The sequence below is a fragment of the Pseudomonas sp. JL2 genome, assembly GCF_031570495.1.
In the GTDB taxonomy this organism is placed as follows: Bacteria; Pseudomonadota; Gammaproteobacteria; order Pseudomonadales; family Pseudomonadaceae; genus Aquipseudomonas; species Aquipseudomonas rhizophila.
Genome location: NZ_JAKUDH010000009.1, coordinates 151,498 through 171,221, shown reverse-complemented (window position 1 = coordinate 171,221; position 19,724 = coordinate 151,498). Strand labels below are relative to the sequence as shown.

The 19,724-nt window shown below is 58.9% G+C and carries 14 protein-coding genes and 1 pseudogene; 6 read left to right on the top strand and 9 right to left on the bottom strand.

Translation table 11 applies throughout. From position 1 onward, the window contains the following. Positions 1-195: 195 nt before the first annotated feature. Complete coding sequence (gene pncA, locus MKS85_RS14405) at positions 196-822, top strand: bifunctional nicotinamidase/pyrazinamidase (RefSeq protein WP_047227619.1); 627 nt, start codon at positions 196-198, stop codon at positions 820-822. 14 nt (positions 823-836) lie between these two features. Here pncA and MKS85_RS14400 read toward each other — a convergent pair whose 3' ends face one another. Together MKS85_RS14400 and MKS85_RS14395 are read right to left on the bottom strand one after the other, a co-directional pair. Further along, positions 837-2,135 carry an ATP-binding protein gene (locus tag MKS85_RS14400; protein WP_310662993.1) on the bottom strand — a complete coding sequence of 433 codons (1,299 nt, stop codon included), beginning with the start codon at positions 2,133-2,135 and terminating at the stop codon, positions 837-839. Positions 2,136-2,139: 4 nt separating this feature from the next. Then, positions 2,140-2,840: pseudogene (locus MKS85_RS14395) on the bottom strand (response regulator). A 390-nt stretch (positions 2,841-3,230) separates the two neighbouring features. Between MKS85_RS14395 and MKS85_RS14390 the strand changes: the two are divergent. Further along, positions 3,231-3,692: a hypothetical protein gene (locus MKS85_RS14390; protein WP_310662992.1), complete on the top strand. Its 462-nt coding sequence runs from the start codon at positions 3,231-3,233 to the stop codon at positions 3,690-3,692. An 85-nt stretch (positions 3,693-3,777) separates the two neighbouring features. On the opposite strand, the gene MKS85_RS14385 is transcribed toward MKS85_RS14390, so the two are convergent. The 5 genes from MKS85_RS14385 to MKS85_RS14365 all read right to left on the bottom strand — a co-directional run bounded on the left by MKS85_RS14385 (position 3,778) and on the right by MKS85_RS14365 (position 11,992). After that, on the bottom strand, positions 3,778-5,994 hold the full coding sequence (locus tag MKS85_RS14385) for an autotransporter outer membrane beta-barrel domain-containing protein (protein ID WP_310662991.1): 2,217 nt from the start codon (positions 5,992-5,994) through the stop codon (positions 3,778-3,780). A 370-nt stretch (positions 5,995-6,364) separates the two neighbouring features. After that, on the bottom strand, positions 6,365-8,380 hold the full coding sequence (locus tag MKS85_RS14380; protein ID WP_310662990.1) for a hypothetical protein: 2,016 nt from the start codon (positions 8,378-8,380) through the stop codon (positions 6,365-6,367). Between the two features lie 118 nt (positions 8,381-8,498). Further along, positions 8,499-9,314 (bottom strand): hypothetical protein, encoded by an 816-nt coding sequence (locus MKS85_RS14375; protein ID WP_310662989.1) that lies wholly within the window; start codon positions 9,312-9,314, stop codon positions 8,499-8,501. 208 nt (positions 9,315-9,522) lie between these two features. Continuing rightward, positions 9,523-10,710: an aminotransferase class I/II-fold pyridoxal phosphate-dependent enzyme gene (locus tag MKS85_RS14370; protein WP_310662988.1), complete on the bottom strand. Its 1,188-nt coding sequence runs from the start codon at positions 10,708-10,710 to the stop codon at positions 9,523-9,525. A gap of 145 nt (positions 10,711-10,855) precedes the next feature. Next, positions 10,856-11,992 (bottom strand): glycerate kinase, encoded by a 1,137-nt coding sequence (locus tag MKS85_RS14365; RefSeq protein ID WP_310662987.1) that lies wholly within the window; start codon positions 11,990-11,992, stop codon positions 10,856-10,858. A 338-nt stretch (positions 11,993-12,330) separates the two neighbouring features. Here MKS85_RS14365 and MKS85_RS14360 point away from each other — a divergent pair, with 338 nt between their 5' ends. Together MKS85_RS14360 and rarD are read left to right on the top strand one after the other, a co-directional pair. Beyond that, positions 12,331-13,344: an aldo/keto reductase gene (locus tag MKS85_RS14360; RefSeq protein ID WP_076385320.1), complete on the top strand. Its 1,014-nt coding sequence runs from the start codon at positions 12,331-12,333 to the stop codon at positions 13,342-13,344. Between the two features lie 182 nt (positions 13,345-13,526). Continuing rightward, complete coding sequence (gene rarD, locus MKS85_RS14355; RefSeq protein ID WP_139050620.1) at positions 13,527-14,411, top strand: EamA family transporter RarD; 885 nt, start codon at positions 13,527-13,529, stop codon at positions 14,409-14,411. A 173-nt stretch (positions 14,412-14,584) separates the two neighbouring features. On the opposite strand, the gene hppD is transcribed toward rarD, so the two are convergent. Both hppD and MKS85_RS14345 read right to left on the bottom strand, forming a co-directional pair. Continuing rightward, entirely contained in the window at positions 14,585-15,661 is a 1,077-nt protein-coding gene (gene hppD / locus MKS85_RS14350; RefSeq protein ID WP_047227629.1) for a 4-hydroxyphenylpyruvate dioxygenase, read from the bottom strand. A gap of 249 nt (positions 15,662-15,910) precedes the next feature. Then, entirely contained in the window at positions 15,911-16,855 is a 945-nt protein-coding gene (locus MKS85_RS14345; RefSeq protein WP_310662986.1) for a DMT family transporter, read from the bottom strand. 188 nt (positions 16,856-17,043) lie between these two features. On the opposite strand from MKS85_RS14345, the gene MKS85_RS14340 reads away from it, so the two are divergent. After that, the gene (locus MKS85_RS14340) at positions 17,044-17,910 is read left to right on the top strand and encodes a LysR family transcriptional regulator (protein WP_076385324.1); all 867 of its coding nucleotides are present in this window, start codon (positions 17,044-17,046) and stop codon (positions 17,908-17,910) included. 58 nt (positions 17,911-17,968) lie between these two features. Next, complete coding sequence (locus tag MKS85_RS14335) at positions 17,969-19,549, top strand: EAL domain-containing protein (protein WP_310662985.1); 1,581 nt, start codon at positions 17,969-17,971, stop codon at positions 19,547-19,549. Positions 19,550-19,724: the final 175 nt, after the last annotated feature.

The window sequence follows — 19,724 nt, the reverse complement described above, 5'->3', positions numbered from 1 at the left end:
CGAACTGCTTCCATGCCCGGTTGAAAGGCGGCGATTGTACTCAATTGCGGTACGGGCGTACCGACCAAATATCAAAAAGCCATCAACCCTGGAATATTTGCGACGAAGGACATCTTGTCTCCGGATGACTGAAGGCACCTGCGTCACAGGCCGTTCGGCTAAGCTGTGGTGGGCCATATTTCAGGAGACCCATCCATGATCGCCCCAACCACCGCGTTAGTGGTAATAGACGTTCAGAACGACTTCATCCCCGGAGGCCAATTAGCCGTACCGGGGGGTGACGAAATCGTGCCATTGATCAACCGCCTGGGTCGTTCATTCAGGCAGGTCATCCTCGCCCAGGACTGGCATCCGGCCGGGCACGCTTCGTTTGCCTCCAGCCATCCGGACAAGCAACCGTTCGACCTCATTCAACTGCCCTATGGCGAACAGAAACTGTGGCCCGACCACTGCATACAGGGCACCCAAGGCGCCGCGCTGCACCCGGCCCTGGACCTGCCCCACGCGCAACTGATCATTCGCAAGGGCTGCAACCCGGACATCGACAGCTATTCGGCCTTCATGGAAGCCGACCGCCAGACACCCACCGGCCTGACGGGCTACCTCAAGGAGCGCGGCATCGACACGGTGTACATGGTGGGGCTGGCGCTGGATTTCTGCGTGATGTTCTCGGCGCTGGATGCCCGGGCGGCGGGGTTCAACGCGCTTGTGGTGCTCGACGCCTGTCGGGGCATTGATATCGACGGTTCGATGGAGGCGGCAATCCGGCGGATGCAGCAAGCGGGTGTGGCGCTGATTGAATCGAGCGCAATAAACGCCTGACCCCTCCCCCAGCCTCACCGCGTTGGCAACCACAAGCGCAATCGCGCCCCACCCAGCGGCGAAGCTTGCGCCGTCAGCGTACCGCCCTGGGCTTGCAGGGCGCGACGGCTGATGGCCAGGCCCAGGCCAAAACCACCCGTGGCGCGGTCGCGGCTGCGGTCCAAGCGATAGAACGGTTCGAACACACGCTCGCGCTCGCTGTCAGGAATACCGATACCGTCGTCGTCGACCCAGATCTCGCAGCCCTGGACGCCGACCAGCACGCCGACCTGGATCCGCTTTTCGCAATAACGCATGGCGTTGCGTAACAGATTCTGCAACGCCCGGGCCGTCAGGCGCGGGTCCAGCACGAAACGCTCCAGCGTGCCGTGCAGCAGCACATCGATCACCACATCCGGCGCCGCCAGGTCCTCGTCGACACTGCCCAGGATACTGTCGATGAACTCGTCCAGCGCCACCTCCACGCGTTCGGGCAGAAGCTCGGGGTTCTGCAGACGGCTGTAAGACAGCAACTCCAGCACCAACTCATCCAGCTCGCGGATGTGCGCCACCAACCCTTGCAGCCGTTCGCGACTGGCCGGCGGCAGGTCATCGGACAGCGCCAGGGCCAGGCCGAAATCGAGGCGGGTCAATGGCGTGCGCAATTCATGGGACACCGCATTGAGCAGATCGCGCTGCTGGTTGAGCAAGCGCTCGATGTCGCCGGCCATTGTGTCGAACACGTGGGCCAGGCTGCCGATGTTCGAGCTGGAGCCAATCTGCGTACGTTCGCTCAAATGGCCTTTGCCGAAGCGTTCAGCCGTGCGCTTGAGCCGTTCCAGATCGCGCCAATGGGGCCGCAACCAAAGCAGCAGGCACGCCAGCATCGTGGCACCGATCAACACGTTGATGCTCCAGTACAGCCAACTGACCTCGGTCGGGTCCGGGGGCACAATCATCTTGACCGCCGTGCGCTCATCCAGCGGCGCGGCCGCCAAGGTTCGCCAGGCCCATTCGCCCAGGCGCACCACGTTCTCGCCGCGCTTTAGACGCGCCTGCTCGTCGGCGCTGAACCCCTCATCATCAATGGCCGCCAGTTCGATGCGCAGCGGCTCGAACTCCTTGTCCATCTGTGCCGCCAGTGCCGGCCACTGTTCGCTGGGCACGTTATGGAACTGCCTGACCATCAAGGTTTGCAGGCCACGGGAGTAATCGAGGTTGTAGTTCAGGAAGCGCTCATGAAACAGCCGGACCACCAACTCCGGCATCAGATAGATCGCGGCGCTGTAGGACACGATGGTGACCAGGTAAAGGCGAATCAGCAGCTTCCACATCGACTCAGCATTCCCACTCGGAACGGCTGAACAGATAACCCTTGCCCCACACGGTCTTGATCTTGCGGGCTTCGCCGGCGTTGTCGTCGAACTTGCGCCGCAGCTTGGAGATCGCCACGTCCACCGAGCGGTCGGTGCCGTTGAACTCGATGCCGCGCAGACGCTGCAGGATCTGGTCGCGGCTCAGCACCTCGCCGCAATGCCGGCCAGTACCACCAGCAGGTTGTATTCGCCGCTGGACAGCTCCACCGTTTGCCCGCGCCAGGTCACAGCGCGTTCGGACAGGTCGATGCACAGGTTGCCCATGAGAATGCGATCGTTGACCGTCTGCGGCTCGGTAAGGCTGCTGCGGCGCAACAAGGTCCGAACGCGTGCCAGCAGGACCCGAGGTTCACAGGGTTTGCTGACGTAGTCATCGGCGCCCATTTCCAGGCCCAACACCTGATCATGGCTGTCGTCCCGGGCGGTGAGCATCAGAATCGGCAAGGTCGCCGAATCGGCCCGCAACAAGCGGCAGACCTGCAAGCCGTCCAGCCCCGGCAGCATCAGATCGAGGATCACCAGGTCCGGCGGATCGACCCGCGCCCGTTCCCGCACATGATCGCCACGGCTGAGCACACTGACCCTGTAGCCGTTGCGTTCCAGGTAACTGGCGATCAGTTCGCAGAGGGCGGTGTCGTCTTCCACCAGGAGGATGTTGGGCATGGGTGTTTCCAGAAAAGTGCTGTGGCGCCTGGTTGGGCCTCATCGCGAGCAAGCTCGCTCCCACAAGGGTCTTCGGTACAACACAAAACCACTGTGGGAGCGAGCTTGCTCGCGATGGCGATGTCACAGGCGCAGAGAATCTCAAGCTGCCAAGGATATACGCCCTCACCCACCTACGAGCAAACCCCTTACACAATTTCACACAGCCGCTACAAAGCTTTACCGGTGCAGCCCGTCATCCCTGCACTTTCATAAGCCAGCGTCGCTGTAAACTGTCAAACCTGACAGTTTACAGCGGGCCAGTATCGCGCTCAGATGGCAGGACCCATAGTCAGATAATGCTCTGCACTGTCGGTACAGCCTTGCGATATTCCAATGGAGACCATGACCATGAGCACAGCACAAAAACTGTCAGTCAATACGGTTCGACAATCCCTCTTCAGCAATGAATTCGCAGCATCCATTGATCAACGTCCCCCGGTACCGTTCAGAGCGTCCTTTTCCCGCGTGAGCTACCCCCTGTTTGGTGACTGCCTGACCATAACGGCGACGCTTCGAGATGCAGTCGACAACCACATCAAGACCATCAGGATCATTTTCATCGAAGATCCTGTCGATAACACTCCACAACGTGCCAAGGACGTGAGGGTCTTCTACGGTGATACCGCGGAGAGCCCGCCGTCAGAGTATTCGACATCTGAACCTTTGACGTCCCTGAATTTTGATTCGCAAAACCTTTCCATCAGCGGCACCATAGATGCACGTGTAGACGACGGATTGGTAAATCCGAAAGCCCATGACCTGATGATGAATTTCAGGCTGGTTGCAGAGCCTGGGTCCCGACGCACTTGAGCCCGATAAGCGCCGCAATAAAAAAGCTCCGGACTTTCGATCCGGAGCTTTTTTATTGAACGACCAAGCGCGAATCGGCGCATTGTCAGAAGTTGAAACTAAGACCCGCGCTGACGTTGTAATCCTGCTTGACGGTCTTGCTTTGGCTTGAGCCGGCCTCGGCGAAAACCTGAAGTCCGTGGGGCAGTGCCCAATTGATTCCACCCGCCAGCTCCAGGCTGGTGGCGGAGCTATCGTTGTTGAACGAACTGTCGTTGACGCCCACCTGGTTGCGCTTGATAAGCTCCTGGCCAACGGCAACGCGCACCCGCGGCTGCAACTTGTGGCCGTTGCCCAGATCGATCTCGCTGCCCAGGTAAGCACCACCCTTGACGACCAGCGACCGGGTCAGCTCGCTATCGACTTCAAGGCCATTGTCCAGCTTGTAATGTTCACCGGATACCACCGCAGCGGCGACCTGAGCAAAAGGTCCCCAGAAGAACCCGCTGCCCAATTGGTCTTGCAGACCCACCTCCAGCGAACCGCTCAAACCGTAGGCGTCATAAGACCCCTTGGTTTTCACGCCATCACTCATGCGCACGTCCAGGCTGTTGTCGAATCGATTGATCTTGGTGACCGCGTCAACATAGAAGCCCGATTGAGGATCGAATTTCGTCAAATAGGCCCCGACGGAATAGCTGTCCACCGAACCCGAACTGCCATGCTTGAGATCCAGGTTCGAGCGGCTGTACCCCACCATGCCGCCGACCAGCCAATCGCTGTCGCCCAGCGCTGCATCGGCACCGATCACCAGCCCCTGCTGGGTCTGGCTGTAGCCACCGGCGTAGGCATTCTGCACGCTGTAGCGGTTATTGTAGGTACGGGTCCAGAGGCCGGGCTTGGCACCGGTCAACCGGCGATCCCCCATACGCGAATTCAGCAACGTGCTTTCCGCATAAATAATGGTGGGCGCGGTATTGGCGATCGCCAGCACCGAACGGGTACTGGTGCTCGGCCCGTCGTCAGGGCGCAGATACCAGCCATTGCCTTCCTGGACCAGTTGGTAAGTCAGGGCGCCGACATCGACAGCCCCATTGTTCAGCGCCAACTGTCCGTTACCTGCACCGAATTCAGCAATGTGTATCAAATCACCGGCCGCCCTGTTCCCAGTGGCACTGACTGACACGACATGCTCACCCGACGCGCTTTCGGCATTGAGAAAATCCGTTTCACCGGTGACAAAATCGGTGTACATGTTGAAAGAACCGTTACCTGAGAGCTCGCGGACATTCAGCGTGTAGAACGTTGGCCCCGGCGCAAAATCCACCCGGCCACCGTCCAGCGACAGATTGTTCACGTTATTGCTGCCGGTCAGGGTCCAGGTCGCTTGCCCTCTGATTGCAAGGTCGGCTGTACCCTCCACGCCGCCGGTAAATTGGGAGCTGTTATCGAGCACCACGTCAGTGGTGTGCCCGGCATCGCCTTTGATGGTGCCGATGAAGGCACTCTGATTATCGAGACTGACTCGCGCTACGTTTTGCAGATCACCGGTCAGCGAGGCCTGGTTGTTCAGTGAAGCGTTCACATTGCTGCCGGCCTCGACCACCACATTGCCCTGCAACAGGCTATTGTCGACGCTGAAGTCGACGTTCGTACCGTCCGTCACTTCCAGGATCGTGCCGTTGCCACCGATAAGCGTCGAACCGTTCGATACTTCAACCACGAACGCTCCCAACGGGATGGCACCCACATTCGCCAAAATCGCCGAGCCCGTCTTGCCTTCGACGCTGGAGTTGTTCAGCACCAGTTTGCTGATCTGTTCGTCGGTACCGTCCAACTCGAACGTCACGCCATTCAGCCCGCCGATGATTTTGGACTGGTTATTGAGCGCCACCTGCCCTCCTGCGATCCGTACACCGAAGCTGGAACTGTCGGTGCCTTCAATGGTGCTGTTATTCAAGTTCAGGGTGCTATAGGAGGTGGCCACCGCGCCCCCCAAAACGCCGCTCACGGTGCTGTTCAACAAAGCCACGTTGGAGCCTGTCGACGTGTCGATATCGCGTACCGCCGCAAGCCCGTAATCGAGCCCGGATATCGTGCTGCCGCTGACGTTGGCGTCACTGTTGGTCAGCGAAACCGTAATGGCCCCGCTTGCCCCCGTTACCGTGGCACCGGTCAGGTTCAAGGTCGCCCCATCCGTTGCACTGATCTGCTGGGTCGTACCGGTGTTGACGTTCAAGGTGCCGGCCTGGACGTCGATGTCCAACGTATCGGCGCCATTGACGTTGAGGGTGGCATCCGCTGCGATGCGCCAGCTCTCCACGGTCGGCGAGGGCGAGATCGTTTCCGTCTCCCCGGGGTTCAGGTCTCGCCCTTGTGCATAAGGGATGACAAAAGCGAGCGCCAGGACCGATGGATATCTCCATCTGCCACAATGAACTTTCGATAGAGAAAACTGAGCTGATTGCATATGAACTACCCTAAAAACGATATTTGGAACTGGTTGGCTCGCTGATCTTTACCCGATCACATTCGAGAAGAGGCGCCAGACTACTGAGGAAGCCCAAAATTCAATGTAGGATTATTCTGAAAACAACTCAGACAATTCCGTTGCAAAAGCAAGATAAGTCGCATCCCTTCACTGCAATTCAACAGAGCACTGCTGCGAAGGGAGCATCAAGCAAGATCTTTACTCAACCCTCGCAATATTCATTATATGGATTGACAAGATTGACCACTATCTCAAACTTGTCAGAGGGATAATCAACTCCATTAATCTCCACCTCGTACCAAATCCTCCAATAACCAAGATAGGGTCCTGTTCCTCCCGAAACAGGAGGAGGTTCAGGAATATTGCGGATATAGGGATCATAAGGTTGGATGGTCATGGTAAACCCGGCCGTTGGCTCTGGGTCGACAATCGTGTGAGGTATAGTCGAAGTAAAAGCGGTGCCTTGTGCTACCTGAGTGTAACCCGCATCCCTGTATCCTTGCGCACGCAGGGTAACTTTCCGTCCCACTTGAAGGTGCACAGGGTCTCCCTCGATGTTGACTACCGCGCTCCACGTGGTCTGGTCCAGATCATCGCACAGTAGCAAGCCTGGGTTGTCCGTGGTTATTGAAGGAGGGTCCAAGTCAACGACCATTGCATTGTTGATCACCGTTTGGATGAGTGACGGATTTTCATTGACTCCGCCGATGTCCGAAACGAAATATTGAAGGTTATGAGGACCGATTCCGGCGTCGTTGATAACGTCCCAAGACAGAATAATCGTTGCCTCTGTATCGTTATCCTCCGGGAAAGCGCGATCATTCAGTTCCACACCTGCGTACTCAGCCCTAATCATCTGCCCCTTTTTTACGGGCTTATTAGTATCTGTCCACAAGTCAATGGTGATTGTCTGGTTGTCACCATAATCTGCAATCTCAATGATGTTATCCACTGCCGTGCTTGTAACATTAGGTGCATCCAATTTATCATTGGGTTGACCCGGATCAGTGGGGTCAATCGGACCGGCGACATAGAGATTCGAAGAAATATCTACAGATGAGACAGACAGAGTCTCTGTCCCGCGCAACAAAGTAGCTTCAACGCTGACGGGAACGTTGCCTTCGGTTGTAAGCCCGCCCGAATAATAATCATTGAAAATAGTAGCAAAAGGCACAGGAAAAACCAGTTTGGTAAGGCTACCGAAAGCCTTAGTATCTACCAGTGTATTATTCCACGTAAGTTTAATCTCATCTCTATCCTCTATGTGCTCAACCCTTTCCACCTCGACTGTAACGCCACCGGGCTCTGCACAATCTTTCAAATCGATAAGGCGATCGGTCTGAGCCAAAGGAACAATGGGGTCTTCGAGCACTGGCGCTGGTGCAAAAACAATTTTCAAGGGTTGAGCATCTGCCAAAGCGCTCTTGTTCCCAACAGCATCAAAATGCTGATAAAAAAGAAAGTTGGTGCCAGGAGGCAGACTACGCAAAGTCGCCCCTGGCACTTGAAATACACCAGTTTGCGGTAACGTATAAGGGGGAGGATTAACAGGCTCACCCCCATGAGCTTCCGAAAATTCCGTGCTGATATATAAGTAACATATATCCCCCGCTTCCCAACCCTGAGTGCCAACCGTAACTTCCATGACACCGTTGGGGAGGTTGCCGACGTAGGTGTCATCGATGATGTAGGACGGTGGAATGACTGGATTGACGCGTACCACCGGTGGCCGACTCTTTGGTCCGTCAGGGTCCGCTTGGTAGTGGGCCCGTCGGTCAATTACAATTTCTTTCGGATCTGAAGTCCAGAAATTCCCCAAGGGATGCCTCACCCGGTATCGAACCCACCATTCAGAAGGCGTGCCGGCCGGATTGTAATCAGTCAAATTTTCTGTCGGAATACCCGCTATATATTCTGGAGGACGTGCACCGATATCAGTGCCGGCGTCAAACTCATCTACCGTCACCCAAGACGTAGAGATTTCCGTTTGTGCGATTTGAACGGTGACACGATCATCGGGGTGTTGGGTTGCCCAGAGCTTAAGCGTAACCGGCAATTTCTGGCCAGGCAGCAGTTTATCAACATACACGCGCCTGTCGGTGTCACTGACAATAACGCCAGGAAACTCTGGAGGAAGTCCCGCCAGAGGTCCTGATGCTGCACGAGCACTGCGCACACGTTGCCGGTCGATTTCCGCTATTTCCTGTTTCACGTTCATTTCATGCTCTCCACAATAATATCCAGATCCAAACTCACACTATCGAAATCCCCCTACCGCAAAGACTGTTTTAACGGCTAAAAAGCAGCCGATCATTGATCTGAGTGACGAGTGTTCATCAAGGCCCACAAGGTCCAGTCTCGCCGGGCAGATACCGATCGACTTTCACCCGCTTCAACTCGGATTCGCCGATAAACACCCCAGCACTACGGATCTTGTACTGAGCCATCCCACAGCCATAGATCAGGGGTTCAAGATGATTGACCCAAGGAATGGGCGGCAATACAAACCCGTCCGGATTCTCTGCTTCCGCCTTGGTGAGTTCATGGGTAAAGACACCTTCAGTGCCATCAATATAACTTTCAGGCGTGGGATTCAAAGTGCGGTAGGCACGCCAGGTGAGTACACATTCATCCCCTTCCAGGAACCCCTGATACGGAATTCTTATAAAGACCCCATCCCAAATGGGGGGCGTTGTGCCGCAGTTCAAATAACCATTTGTTGTATACAAAAAATCGACATCTTCCAATCTGGGCAGGGGAATGACACTGTGATCGATAAATAACTCTGTCTCTAACGAGGTAAACCAATTGCCGATAGGCTGTATCGATCTAGCTCGGTAATAGAGATAAGCCACACCGTCTCCGGCCCATAAATGGACGGGTAATGGAATCACGAACTCAGTTTCCATGATCGGACCTGGCTTATCTTGATCATAGACAGCGGTCGTCGTACCGTCTCGCCGCCAATAAACCACCAACCTATCAACCTTGCCGATTTGATCGGCATAATTAGGCCATAATGGAACCCGAGCCTGCCCGCCATTCATTAGAATCGAGGCCGGAACTTGTCCACTGGGAGGGACATCATCTACCGGCGGCCCCTCGGGCGCCAGGGTGCCTGGCCCTGCCTCCCCATTACCGGATGTCGACATGACGTCCTCCTACTTAATTGGCTCTTGTAGCGGGCGTGCCGTGTTGAATTAAGTAGATACTCGTTATCCGACCTTGCCTACTGTCAGAACTTACAGGTCAATCGACCGTTTATCGGGTTTTAGTGTTTGAATCAAATAAGACAAGGCGCCCCCTACAGACGGAGTGGTATCAGTCTTTATCTGCACCCGCGCAACGATAAGCCCGTAGTCAGGTATGGCGGACGCACATTAACTGCGCGGCACACAAGGCAATCCGCTGACAGGCCTGCGTCAGTTTCTGCTGATCAACCACCAACCCGATGCGTATGTGCCCCGCGGCACTGGGCCCGAACGCCTCGCCCGCCAGCACCGACACGCCATGGCCGTCGAGCAGGCGCTCGGCGAATGCCTGGGCGCCCAGGCCGGTGCCACGCACATCGACCATCACGAACATGCCGCCATCGGGCCGCACGGGTTTCAGGCCCGGACAGCCCTCAAGCGCGGCGCACACCAGGTCCCGACGCTGGCGATACTCCTGGTGCATCTGCGCCACTTCTGGCAAGTCCTGCTCCAGCGCCACCTGGGCCGCCCGCTGGACGAAATCCGGCAGGCCGAACAACATGCACAACGACAGGTTGGCCAGATGTTCAGCCAGAGGTTCGGGACCGAGCACCCAGCCGATGCGCCAACCGGTCATGGCGTGGGATTTGGACAGGCTGTTGATCGTCGCGGTGCGCTCGGCCATGCCCGGCAGGCTGGCCGGGCTGATGTGTTCGCCTTCGTACAGCAGGTCGCTGTAGACCTCATCGCTGATCAGCCACAGATCATGTTCGATGCACAACTGCGCCAATGCTTGCCAGGTGGACAGCGGCAGGCTGGCGCCGGACGGGTTGTTCGGGCTGTTGAGCAGCATCGCCCGGGTACGGGGGGTAATCAGCCGGGCGACGTCGGTCGGGTCAACCCGAAAAGCGTTTTCCGGGCGCACCGCCACCGGCAGCACTTTCGCCCCGCAGGCGCCAAACACGGCTTCGTAGGTGACATACATCGGTTCGGCGATGATCACTTCATCACCGGGGTTGAGCAGACATTGCGCGACCGCATAGACCCCACACTGCGCCCCCGGCAACACGGTGACATGCTCGGCGCCTACCGGCTGGCCACAACGCTGGCGATGGCGCCGGGCAATGCTGGCGCGCAGGGTGTGCACGCCGCGCACGTCCGAATAATGCGTGTCTCCGGCGCGCAGGCTGGTCACAGCGGCGTCGGTGATGGCGCGAGGGGTGTCGAAATCCGGGTCGCCCACCGATAACAGCAATACATCCATGCCCTGCTCGCGCATGGCCAACGCTCGGTCGTGGATCTGCCACGCGGCGGCGCCGTCGCCGGTGATGCGGCGGGTCAAATCTGAAAAGCGCATGTACCACTCCTGTTTTGCGCGAAGTCCAGCCTCAACCCTATCTCAAATTCAACGCCGTGGGAGCAAAGCTTGCTCGCGATATGGGCGACTCGATTCCTGGGAGACCGCAGCGCCTGTATCGCGGGCAAGCCTTGCTCCCACAGGTCTATCGGGCGGCCACTCGCCAAAGCCGGGCGATGTCCCGGGCTCGTTCAGTCAGCAGCCGTGGCGCGTCGCCACAGGCCTCTTGCAGGGTCATCGGCCCGCTGACCAGGGCAAAGGCTGCTTCGATGCCGTGCTCATACAGCGCCTGATAACCCTCCCCCAGCGTGCCGGCGATGACCACCACGGGTACGCCATGCTGGCGGGCGATGCGCGCCACGCCAAAGGGGGTCTTGCCACGCAAGGTCTGGGCGTCGAAACGGCCTTCGCCGGTGATCACCAGGTCAGCGCCGTTGATCGCCTCGGCCAGCCCGGTCAACTGGGCGACGACGTCCACGCCGGTGCGAAAGTGCGCGCCCAGAAACGCCTTGGCGGCAAACCCCAGCCCTCCGGCGGCGCCGCTGCCCGGTTCGTCGCGTACATCCTTGTTCAACGCCTGGGCACAGTGTTCAGCGAAATGCCCCAACGCCTGGTCCAGTTGCTGTACCTGCTCAGGGGATGCCCCTTTCTGCGGGCCGAAAATCGCTGAAGCGCCGTGAGGTCCGCACAACGGGTTATCGACATCAGCGGCAATCTCGAAACTGACCTGGGCCAAGCGCGGGTCCATCTTGCTCAAATCGATGCGGGCCAGTTCAGCCAAAGCCAGGCCGCCCGGTGGAAGCGGTCGGTTGTGTTCATCCAGCAGCACCACGCCCAGGGCCTGCATCGCGCCGGCACCGCCGTCGTTGGTGGCGCTGCCGCCGATGGCCAGGATCACGCGCCCGGCGCCTTCGTCCAGGGCGGCGCGAATCAGCTCGCCGGTGCCGTAGGTGCTGCTGGAACAGGCGTCACGTTGCCCAGGAGGTACCAGCTGCAAGCCGCTGGCCTCGGCCATCTCAATGATCGCGGTGCGGCTGTCGGGCAACCAGCCCCAACGCGCTTCGACCCTGCCCCCCAACGGACCTCTCACCCAACTGCACCGCCACTGCCCGTTGCAGGCCGCCAGCACCGACTCCACCGTGCCCTCCCCGCCGTCGGCCATCGGGCACTTGATCAACTGCGCATCCGGCCAGACCTGGGCCAGGCCTTGGGCGACAGCATCGGCCACGCCCTGGGCGCTCAGGCTGTCCTTGAACGAGTCGGGGGCGATGACTATTTTCATACTTATTCTCCGGTTCCAGTGCACGGCACGGCAGTTGAGCGCAATTGTTCAAGTTCACGCAATCGGGTTGCCATCGACACCGTTGTCGAGGCTGATGGCATCATCGCGAGCAGGCTCGCTCCCACAGGGATCCGGGCTAGCTGAAACCTGTGGCCCAGGCAGATCAGTGTGGGAGCGAGCCTGCTCGCGATAGCGGTCTGCCTGTCAAATCTCTATCGAGTGCGTGGGTTGTTGTCGGGAGTGTAAGGGGTCGAGCGTGGCCTGCGATCTTTTCGTTTGCCACGCCCGGTTGTTCTGGGGTTTGATTGGGCCTTTCCCATCGATAAAAGGACCTTGTCATGAGCTACCGCACGCTAGGCCATTCCGGGTTGCAAGTCTCGACATTGACTCTGGGCACCATGATGTTCGGCGAACAGACCAGCACCGAGGATTCACTGCGGATCATCGACAAGGCCTGGGACCAGGGCATCAATTTCATCGACACCGCAGACGTCTACACCAACGGTCGTTCCGAAGAGATCGTCGGCGAGGCGATTGCCAGTCACCGTCATGAATGGGTGCTGGCCACCAAGGTCGGCTTCGGCCCGCCGGATGGTGTCCCCAACCGCAGCGGCCTGAGTCGCAAGCATATTTTCAATGGCATCGAGGCCAGCCTGACGCGCCTGGGCACCGATTACCTGGACATCTATTACCTGCACCGCGAAGACCACAACACCCCGCTTGAGGTCACGGTGTCGGCCATCGGTGACTTGATTCGTCAGGGCAAGATCCGCTACTGGGGCCTGTCGAACTACCGTGGCTGGCGCATCGCCGAGGTGATTCGAATCGCCGACCGCCTGGGCATCGACCGGCCGGTAATCAGCCAACCGCTGTACAACATCGTCAATCGCCAGGCCGAAACCGAGCAGATCACCGCCGCGCAGAACTATGGCCTCGGCGTGGTGCCTTTCAGCCCCCTCGCCCGCGGGGTGCTCAGTGGCAAGTACGCACCGGACGTGGCACCGGACGCCAACAGTCGCGCCGGTCGCCAGGACAAACGCATCCTGGAAACCGAATGGCGGGTCGAGTCCCTGCGCATCGCCCAACAGATCCAGCAATACACCCAGGAACGCGGCGTGGGCATTGTCGAGTTCGCCATTGCCTGGGTGCTGAACAACCGCGCCGTCACCTCGGCCATCGTCGGACCGCGCACCGAGGAACAATGGGATGGCTACACCAAGGCGCAGTCGGTGACGATCACGGCCGAAGATGAAGCCTTCATCGATTCGCTGGTGACACCGGGGCATGCCTCGACGCCAGGCTTCAATGACGTGGGCCACTTCGTACCGGGGCGGGTGGCGCGTACGTCATAACTTCGTCGACTCCGACGAACACTGTGGGAGCATGGCTTGCCCGCGATGGCCGCGCTGCGGTTCAAGGGCTGAACCGCGTTATCGTTCATCGCGGGCAAGCCTTGCTCCCACAGGCCATGCACCACAGATAAATTTTCCAGTCACAAGTCCGGGTGTCGATGATCACCCTCATGAGAACCACTGTGTCCAAAGGCATCGTTCTATCGGTCTCAGCCTCCGTGCTGTTCGCCGTCATGTATTACTACACCTCCCTGCTCTCGCCGCTGACCGGCGTGGAAATCTTCGGTTGGCGCATGCTGCTGACGATGCCCTGCATGACGGTGTTCATGCTGGTGGCAAAGGAGTGGAATCTGGTAACGGCGCTCGGTCGGCGCCTGATCGCCGCGCCGCGCCTGTTGCTCGGTGCCATGGCGTCTTCGGCGTTGATGGGCGCGCAGTTGTGGCTGTTCATGTGGGCCCCCCTCAACGGCTACAGCCTGGACGTGTCACTGGGGTATTTTTTGTTGCCGCTGTCGATGGTTCTGACCGGGCGCCTCGTCTATGGCGAGCGCCTGTCCTACCTGCAGAAAATCGCCGTGTTCTTCGCCACCCTCGGCGTGGTCAACGAGTTGTACCAGGTGGGTGGGTTTTCCTGGGCGACACTGCTGGTGGTGGTGGGTTATCCGATCTACTTCATCCTGCGCAAACGCCTGGGGACTGACAACCTGGGCGGGTTGTGGCTGGACATGACCCTGATGCTGCCGTTGGCGCTCTGGTTCGTACAAAGCGGGGAGCAAGGTTTCGCTGTTTTCGACCAGTACCCTTGGCTGTCGCTGCTGATCCCGTTGCTCGGGGTGATCAGTGCTTCGGCGCTGGTGGCCTACATCGTTGCCAGCCGGTTGCTGCCGTTCAGCCTGTTCGGGCTGTTGAGCTATGTCGAACCAGTGTTGCTGCTGGGCGTTGCCTTGCTGCTGGGAGAAAGCATCCAGGCCAGTGAATGGCTGACCTACATTCCCATCTGGCTGGCCGTGGCAGTGCTGGTGTTCGAAGGATTCAAGCATCTGATGCGCCAGCGACGCCGGACCTGAAACTTACACGGCCCTTGTGGGGGCGAGCCTGCTCGCGATATCAACTGCACATTCAACATTGATGTATCTGACAGGTCGCGATCGCGAGCAGGCTCGCTCCCACATTGAGATCTGCTGGCCAATAAAAACCCGTACGGCAGTTACGCCGCACGGGTTGTCTGTTGCCTCAGCTCTTACTCAGTAGCCAACACACCACGCCGCACCTGGTCACGCTCGATGGACTCGAACAACGCCTTGAAGTTGCCTTCGCCGAAGCCATCGTCGCCCTTGCGCTGGATGAACTCGAAGAACACCGGCCCCATCAGGGTTTCCGAGAAAATCTGCAACAGCAGACGCTTGTCGCCCTGTTCGGAAGCGCCGTCCAGCAAAATGCCCCGCGCTTGCAGTTCATCCACCGGCTCGCCGTGGTTCGGCAGGCGGCCTTCGAGCATTTCGTAGTAGGTGTCCGGCGGCGCGGTCATGAAGCGCATGCCGATGCTTTTGAGCTGGTCCCAGGTCTTGATCAGGTCATCGGTCAGGAAGGCCACGTGCTGGATGCCTTCACCGTTGAACTGCATCAGAAACTCTTCGATCTGCCCGGCGCCCTTGGACGATTCCTCGTTCAGCGGGATGCGGATCATGCCATCCGGGGCGGTCATGGCCTTGGAGGTCAGGCCGGTGTATTCGCCCTTGATGTCGAAGTAACGGATCTCGCGGAAGTTGAACAGCTTCTCGTAGAAGCCGGCCCAATAGGCCATGCGCCCGCGATACACGTTGTGGGTCAGGTGGTCGATGATTTTCAGGCCCGCGCCCACCGGGTTGCGGTCAACGCCTTCGAGGAACACGAAGTCGATGTCGTAGATCGAACTGCCTTCACCAAAACGGTCGATCAGGTACAGCGGCGCGCCGCCGATGCCTTTGATTGCCGGCAGGTTCAGCTCCATCGGACCGGTTTCGATGTGAATCGGCTGGGCGCCGAGTTCCAGGGCGCGCTTGTAGGCCTGTTGCGAATCCTTGACCCGGAATGCCATGCCGCACACCGACGGCCCATGTTCGGCGGCGAAGTACGAGGCCACGCTGTGGGGCTCGTTGTTGAGGATCAGGTTGATCGCGCCCTGGCGATACAGGTGCACGTCCTTGGAGCGGTGGCTGGCCACTTTGGTGAAGCCCATGATCTCGAAGATCGGCTCCAGGGTGTTGGGTGTCGGGGATGCGAATTCGATGAATTCAAAGCCCATCAGGCCCATCGGGTTTTCGTATAGATCTGCCATGTTGGCGCCTCATCATGCTTATCAATTAACGGAGCGTTAGTTGCCGGCCATGCTGAGGGCACGCGGTGGCGCGCAGGAAATGCCGCGAACGGTGCGGGCGAGGAAATCGCCGTAGATCAGTTGAAACCCGAATATCTTCATTGTCGACCCAAGGCTCTTGCGGGCGAGGCTTCTGCTGCCAGAAGACGTTTATTCTTATATGCGTAACTCGATTCTACACAGCGTAACCACGTTTGTCCGCCTTCGGTATCAAATCGTCTTTTGCGGCGACCGCGCAAGGGGTTTGTTGCACAGGAAAATCCCCGTCAGGATCAGCCCCGCACCTACACCCATCAAGACGGTGAGCCGCTCGTCCAACAGCAGCGCCCCGAACAGCACGGCGGTCAACGGGTTAAGTGCGATGAACACGCCGGAACGGGTCGCGCCAATCCGACGGATGCCGTCGTACCAGGCAATATAGGCCAACGCCGATCCCAGCACGCCCAAGTACAGCAAGCTCAACCATTGCCGAATGTCCAGCCCGCGCAAAGCTTCAACGCCAACTTCGCCTGCGGCCGCGCAGGCTAGCCACAACATCAAGGTGCCCAGCAGAATCGACCAGGTCACGGTTTGCAAAGGCCCGAGGCTTTCATTCAGCTTTTTGGAAAACAAGGAATAGACGCCCCAGCCCAGCACGCAGCCAAAAATCAGCAGATCGCCCAGCCAGCCCTGCCCTGCACTCTGCAGCAAGGACGGATCGCGGCTGACGATCACCAGCCCCGCCCCGCCGATACACAGCACAATGCCCGCAACTTTCGCCCGGCTCAGCCGTTCCTTGAACAGCCACCAGGACGCCAGCCCTATCACCGCCGGATTCAAGGCCACGATCAACGAGGCCCGCGACGCATTGATGTACTGCAAGCCATAGAAGAAACACAGGTTGTAGAAAAAGATCCCGAAGAACCCCAGCGCCGCCAATTGCAGCCCTTGTTTCAGGCTGGGCCTGGCCAGCGGGATCCCGGCCAGGCCGAGAAACAGCAACAGCGCGAGACTGGCCAACAGAAACCGCAGGCTGGCAGCGAGCAGCGGTGCCAGGGCATCGGAAAGGATCCTCCCGGCAACGAAGGTGCCGCCCCAGATCATGGTGACCATGGCCAGTTTCAGGTACACCGGCAGGTCCGAAGGGGCTGGAACGGATTGTTCGAGGGTTTTCATGGTTTCACCACATTGAAATAAAACGACTACCCGTGGCGAGGGAGCTTGCTCCCGCTGGGCTGCGTAGCGGCCCCTTTTGTGAGCGCTGCGCACTCAAGCGGGAGCAAGCTCCCTCGCCACAGGAAAGTGCGCTTGAGATACTCTATTGTTCGCCTCATGCTTGATCATCGTAAAATGAGCATTCCCTCATGACCCTCACCCAACTCGAAATCTTCTCCCAGGTCGCCGAGCTACGCGGTTTCACCGCCGCGGCGACGCGGTTGGGCATCAGCCAGTCAGCGGTGTCCCACGCCATCAAATCGCTGGAGCAGGAGTTGGGCGTGGAGCTGTTCAGACGTCATCAGACCCTCATCGAACCCAGCGACATTGGCCGGCAGTTGCTGCTGCGCGCCCGGGCCATGCTCGGGCTGGCCAATACCCTGCGCCAGGAAGCCGCCGATGCGCGGGGCATGCGCCGAGGCACCCTGCGCATCGGCTCGTTCGGTCCGACTTCGTCGATGAAGTTGTTGCCCGCCATCCTGCAACGTTACCGGGCTCTGCATCCGGGGATCGAAGTGCACATCGACGAAGGGCCGGACCGGCAAGTCATCCAGTGGCTGGATGAACGGCGGATCGACGTCGGTTTCGTGGTGCTGCCCGAAGACCGTTTCGACACGTTCGCGCTGATGCAAGACCAGATGGTCGCCGTGCTGCCCACCGCCCATCCCCTCGCTGCCCAAGCCAGCCTGAGCCTCAAGGACCTGTGCAACGACCCGTTCGTGCTCACCGAGGCCGGTTCTTCTGAACTGGTTTCGCGCCTGTTCAACGCAGCCCGGCTCACACCGAACGTGCGCTATCGTTGTTCGCAGCTGCTCAGTACCCTGGATGTCGTCAGCCGCGGCGAGGCCGTGACCCTGGTGTCCGAAGGTTCGCTGCCGGGCGGCGACAACCCACGGTTCGTCACGCGGCCATTGTCGCCGCAGGTTCCGCGTCAGATAGGCCTGGCGGTACTGGACAGCCGACAGGCCTCGCCCGCCACCCTGGCGTTTATCGAGCTGGCGAGGCAGTCAGTCTGATCACCCGCAACCGGATACACTATCGAAGCTGTTCCTCAAGCCCTCACAGGTTATGCAGATGCCATTGACCGCCACTCGTTTGCGCAAGCGGCCCCGTCGCAACCTGATCACGCTGCTCTGCGGCGTGCTGCCGATACTGTCAGGGCTGGGCATTCTGTACCTGCAGGCCGAACGGACACTGGAGCAACAGAGCCGACAGACCAGCGAAGAGTTGATCGGGCAGATCGAACTGATGCTCGACAACACCGCCCTGGCGGCGCGCGAACTGCTGCCTCTGGCCGGCCAGCCCTGCGAAGCGGTGAAACTGGCCTTGCGCGAACAGGTGACGCGTCGCCCATTCGTCCGTTCGACCAACCTGGTGTGGGACAACATCCTCTATTGCAGTTCGCTGTTTGGCGCCTTCGAGGAAACGGTTGATCCGAACGCCTACCATCAGGGTACGTTGTGGCTCATGAACGGCAACCCCATCACCCCCGACACCGCGCTGCTGATCTACCGGCTCAATGAAGGGCAACAAGGGGCATTGGCAACGCTGGACGGTTATCACCTGGCCAATGTCTTGCGTCTGATCGGCGGCGAAACCCGGTTGTTGCTGCAAGTCGGGCCAAACTGGCTGACCGCGGACGGGAAGGTCCGACCAGCGCCCCTGCCCGCGCTGCCGGTCGCCCGCAGCAACCTGACCTCATCGCGCTATGCCTTCAATGTTGAAGCCGGCTTCGATGAGGGGGAAATCTGGCGCTACATGGCCCGTGAGTATCCGCCGCTGTTCAGCCTGCTGATCTTCTTCGGTGTCATCGCCGGAACGCTCGGCCATTGGCTGCAAAAACGCGCCTCATCCCCCAGCCATGAGCTGCAACGCGCGCTTGAGGCCGGGGAGTTCGTGCCGTATCTGCAACCGGTCGTGCAGGGCGACAGCAAACGTTGGGCCGGGGTCGAAGTGCTGATGCGCTGGAACCATCCCAAGGAAGGCCTGGTGCGGCCGGACCTGTTCATTCCCTTTGCTGAACACAGCGGCTTGATCGTGCCGATGACCCGGACATTGATGCAGCAAACGATGCGCTTGCTATCGCCCTTGGTCCCGCAACTGGAAAGTCCTTTTCACGTCGGCATCAACATCACCGCTCGCCACTGTCAGAGTCTGGAACTGGTACAAGATTGCCGCGAGTTCCTGGAGGCCTTCCCACCGGGGGTCATTACCTTGGTGCTGGAACTGACCGAGCGCGAGCTGATCGAACCGACACCCACCACTCACCAGCTGTTCCAGCACCTGCGTGAACTGGGGGTGAAGATCGCAATCGACGACTTCGGCACCGGTCATTCCAGCCTGGGCTACTTGCGCCAGTTCAACGTGGACTTCCTGAAAATCGACCAGAGCTTTGTTGCCATGATCGGCGTCGATGCCCTGTCGCGGCACATCCTTGACAGCATCATCGAACTGTCGGGCAAGCTGGACTTGGGTATCGTTGCCGAGGGGGTCGAAACCGTTGAACAAAGCAACTATCTGGCCGCTCACGGGGTGAACTTTTTGCAGGGTTATCTATTTGGTCGCCCGATGAGTGGCGCGGATTTCATTGCGGCGGTGTCCGTCATTGAAAGCCCTGGTGCTACGTCCCTCCACGGACAACCACAGTCGGACTGATAAAATTCGCATTCCTTGTTACATAACGAAAAAGTTACGATTTACACCCGTGGGTTTCACTACTACAATTTTTTTACCTGTGGCTAATAGCAGGAGCGTCATTATCACCGAGTCGCTTCAAGGCACTTGGCTTATAGCTTTGTTTGCGGTTGGTATCAGCCAAATATTCTGATTG

What these genes read in the sequence shown, in the direction of transcription:
- pncA (WP_047227619.1), top strand. Translation starts at nt 196, where the DNA reads ATGATCGCCCCAACCACCGCGTTAGTGGTAATAGACGTTCAGAACGAC.
- MKS85_RS14400 (WP_310662993.1), bottom strand. Translation starts at nt 2,135, where the DNA reads ATGTGGAAGCTGCTGATTCGCCTTTACCTGGTCACCATCGTGTCCTAC.
- MKS85_RS14390 (WP_310662992.1), top strand. Translation starts at nt 3,231, where the DNA reads ATGAGCACAGCACAAAAACTGTCAGTCAATACGGTTCGACAATCCCTC.
- MKS85_RS14380 (WP_310662990.1), bottom strand. Translation starts at nt 8,380, where the DNA reads ATGAACGTGAAACAGGAAATAGCGGAAATCGACCGGCAACGTGTGCGC.
- MKS85_RS14375 (WP_310662989.1), bottom strand. Translation starts at nt 9,314, where the DNA reads ATGTCGACATCCGGTAATGGGGAGGCAGGGCCAGGCACCCTGGCGCCC.
- MKS85_RS14370 (WP_310662988.1), bottom strand. Translation starts at nt 10,710, where the DNA reads ATGCGCTTTTCAGATTTGACCCGCCGCATCACCGGCGACGGCGCCGCC.
- MKS85_RS14365 (WP_310662987.1), bottom strand. Translation starts at nt 11,992, where the DNA reads ATGAAAATAGTCATCGCCCCCGACTCGTTCAAGGACAGCCTGAGCGCC.
- MKS85_RS14360 (WP_076385320.1), top strand. Translation starts at nt 12,331, where the DNA reads ATGAGCTACCGCACGCTAGGCCATTCCGGGTTGCAAGTCTCGACATTG.
- hppD (WP_047227629.1), bottom strand. Translation starts at nt 15,661, where the DNA reads ATGGCAGATCTATACGAAAACCCGATGGGCCTGATGGGCTTTGAATTC.
- MKS85_RS14345 (WP_310662986.1), bottom strand. Translation starts at nt 16,855, where the DNA reads ATGAAAACCCTCGAACAATCCGTTCCAGCCCCTTCGGACCTGCCGGTG.
- MKS85_RS14340 (WP_076385324.1), top strand. Translation starts at nt 17,044, where the DNA reads ATGACCCTCACCCAACTCGAAATCTTCTCCCAGGTCGCCGAGCTACGC.
- MKS85_RS14335 (WP_310662985.1), top strand. Translation starts at nt 17,969, where the DNA reads ATGCCATTGACCGCCACTCGTTTGCGCAAGCGGCCCCGTCGCAACCTG.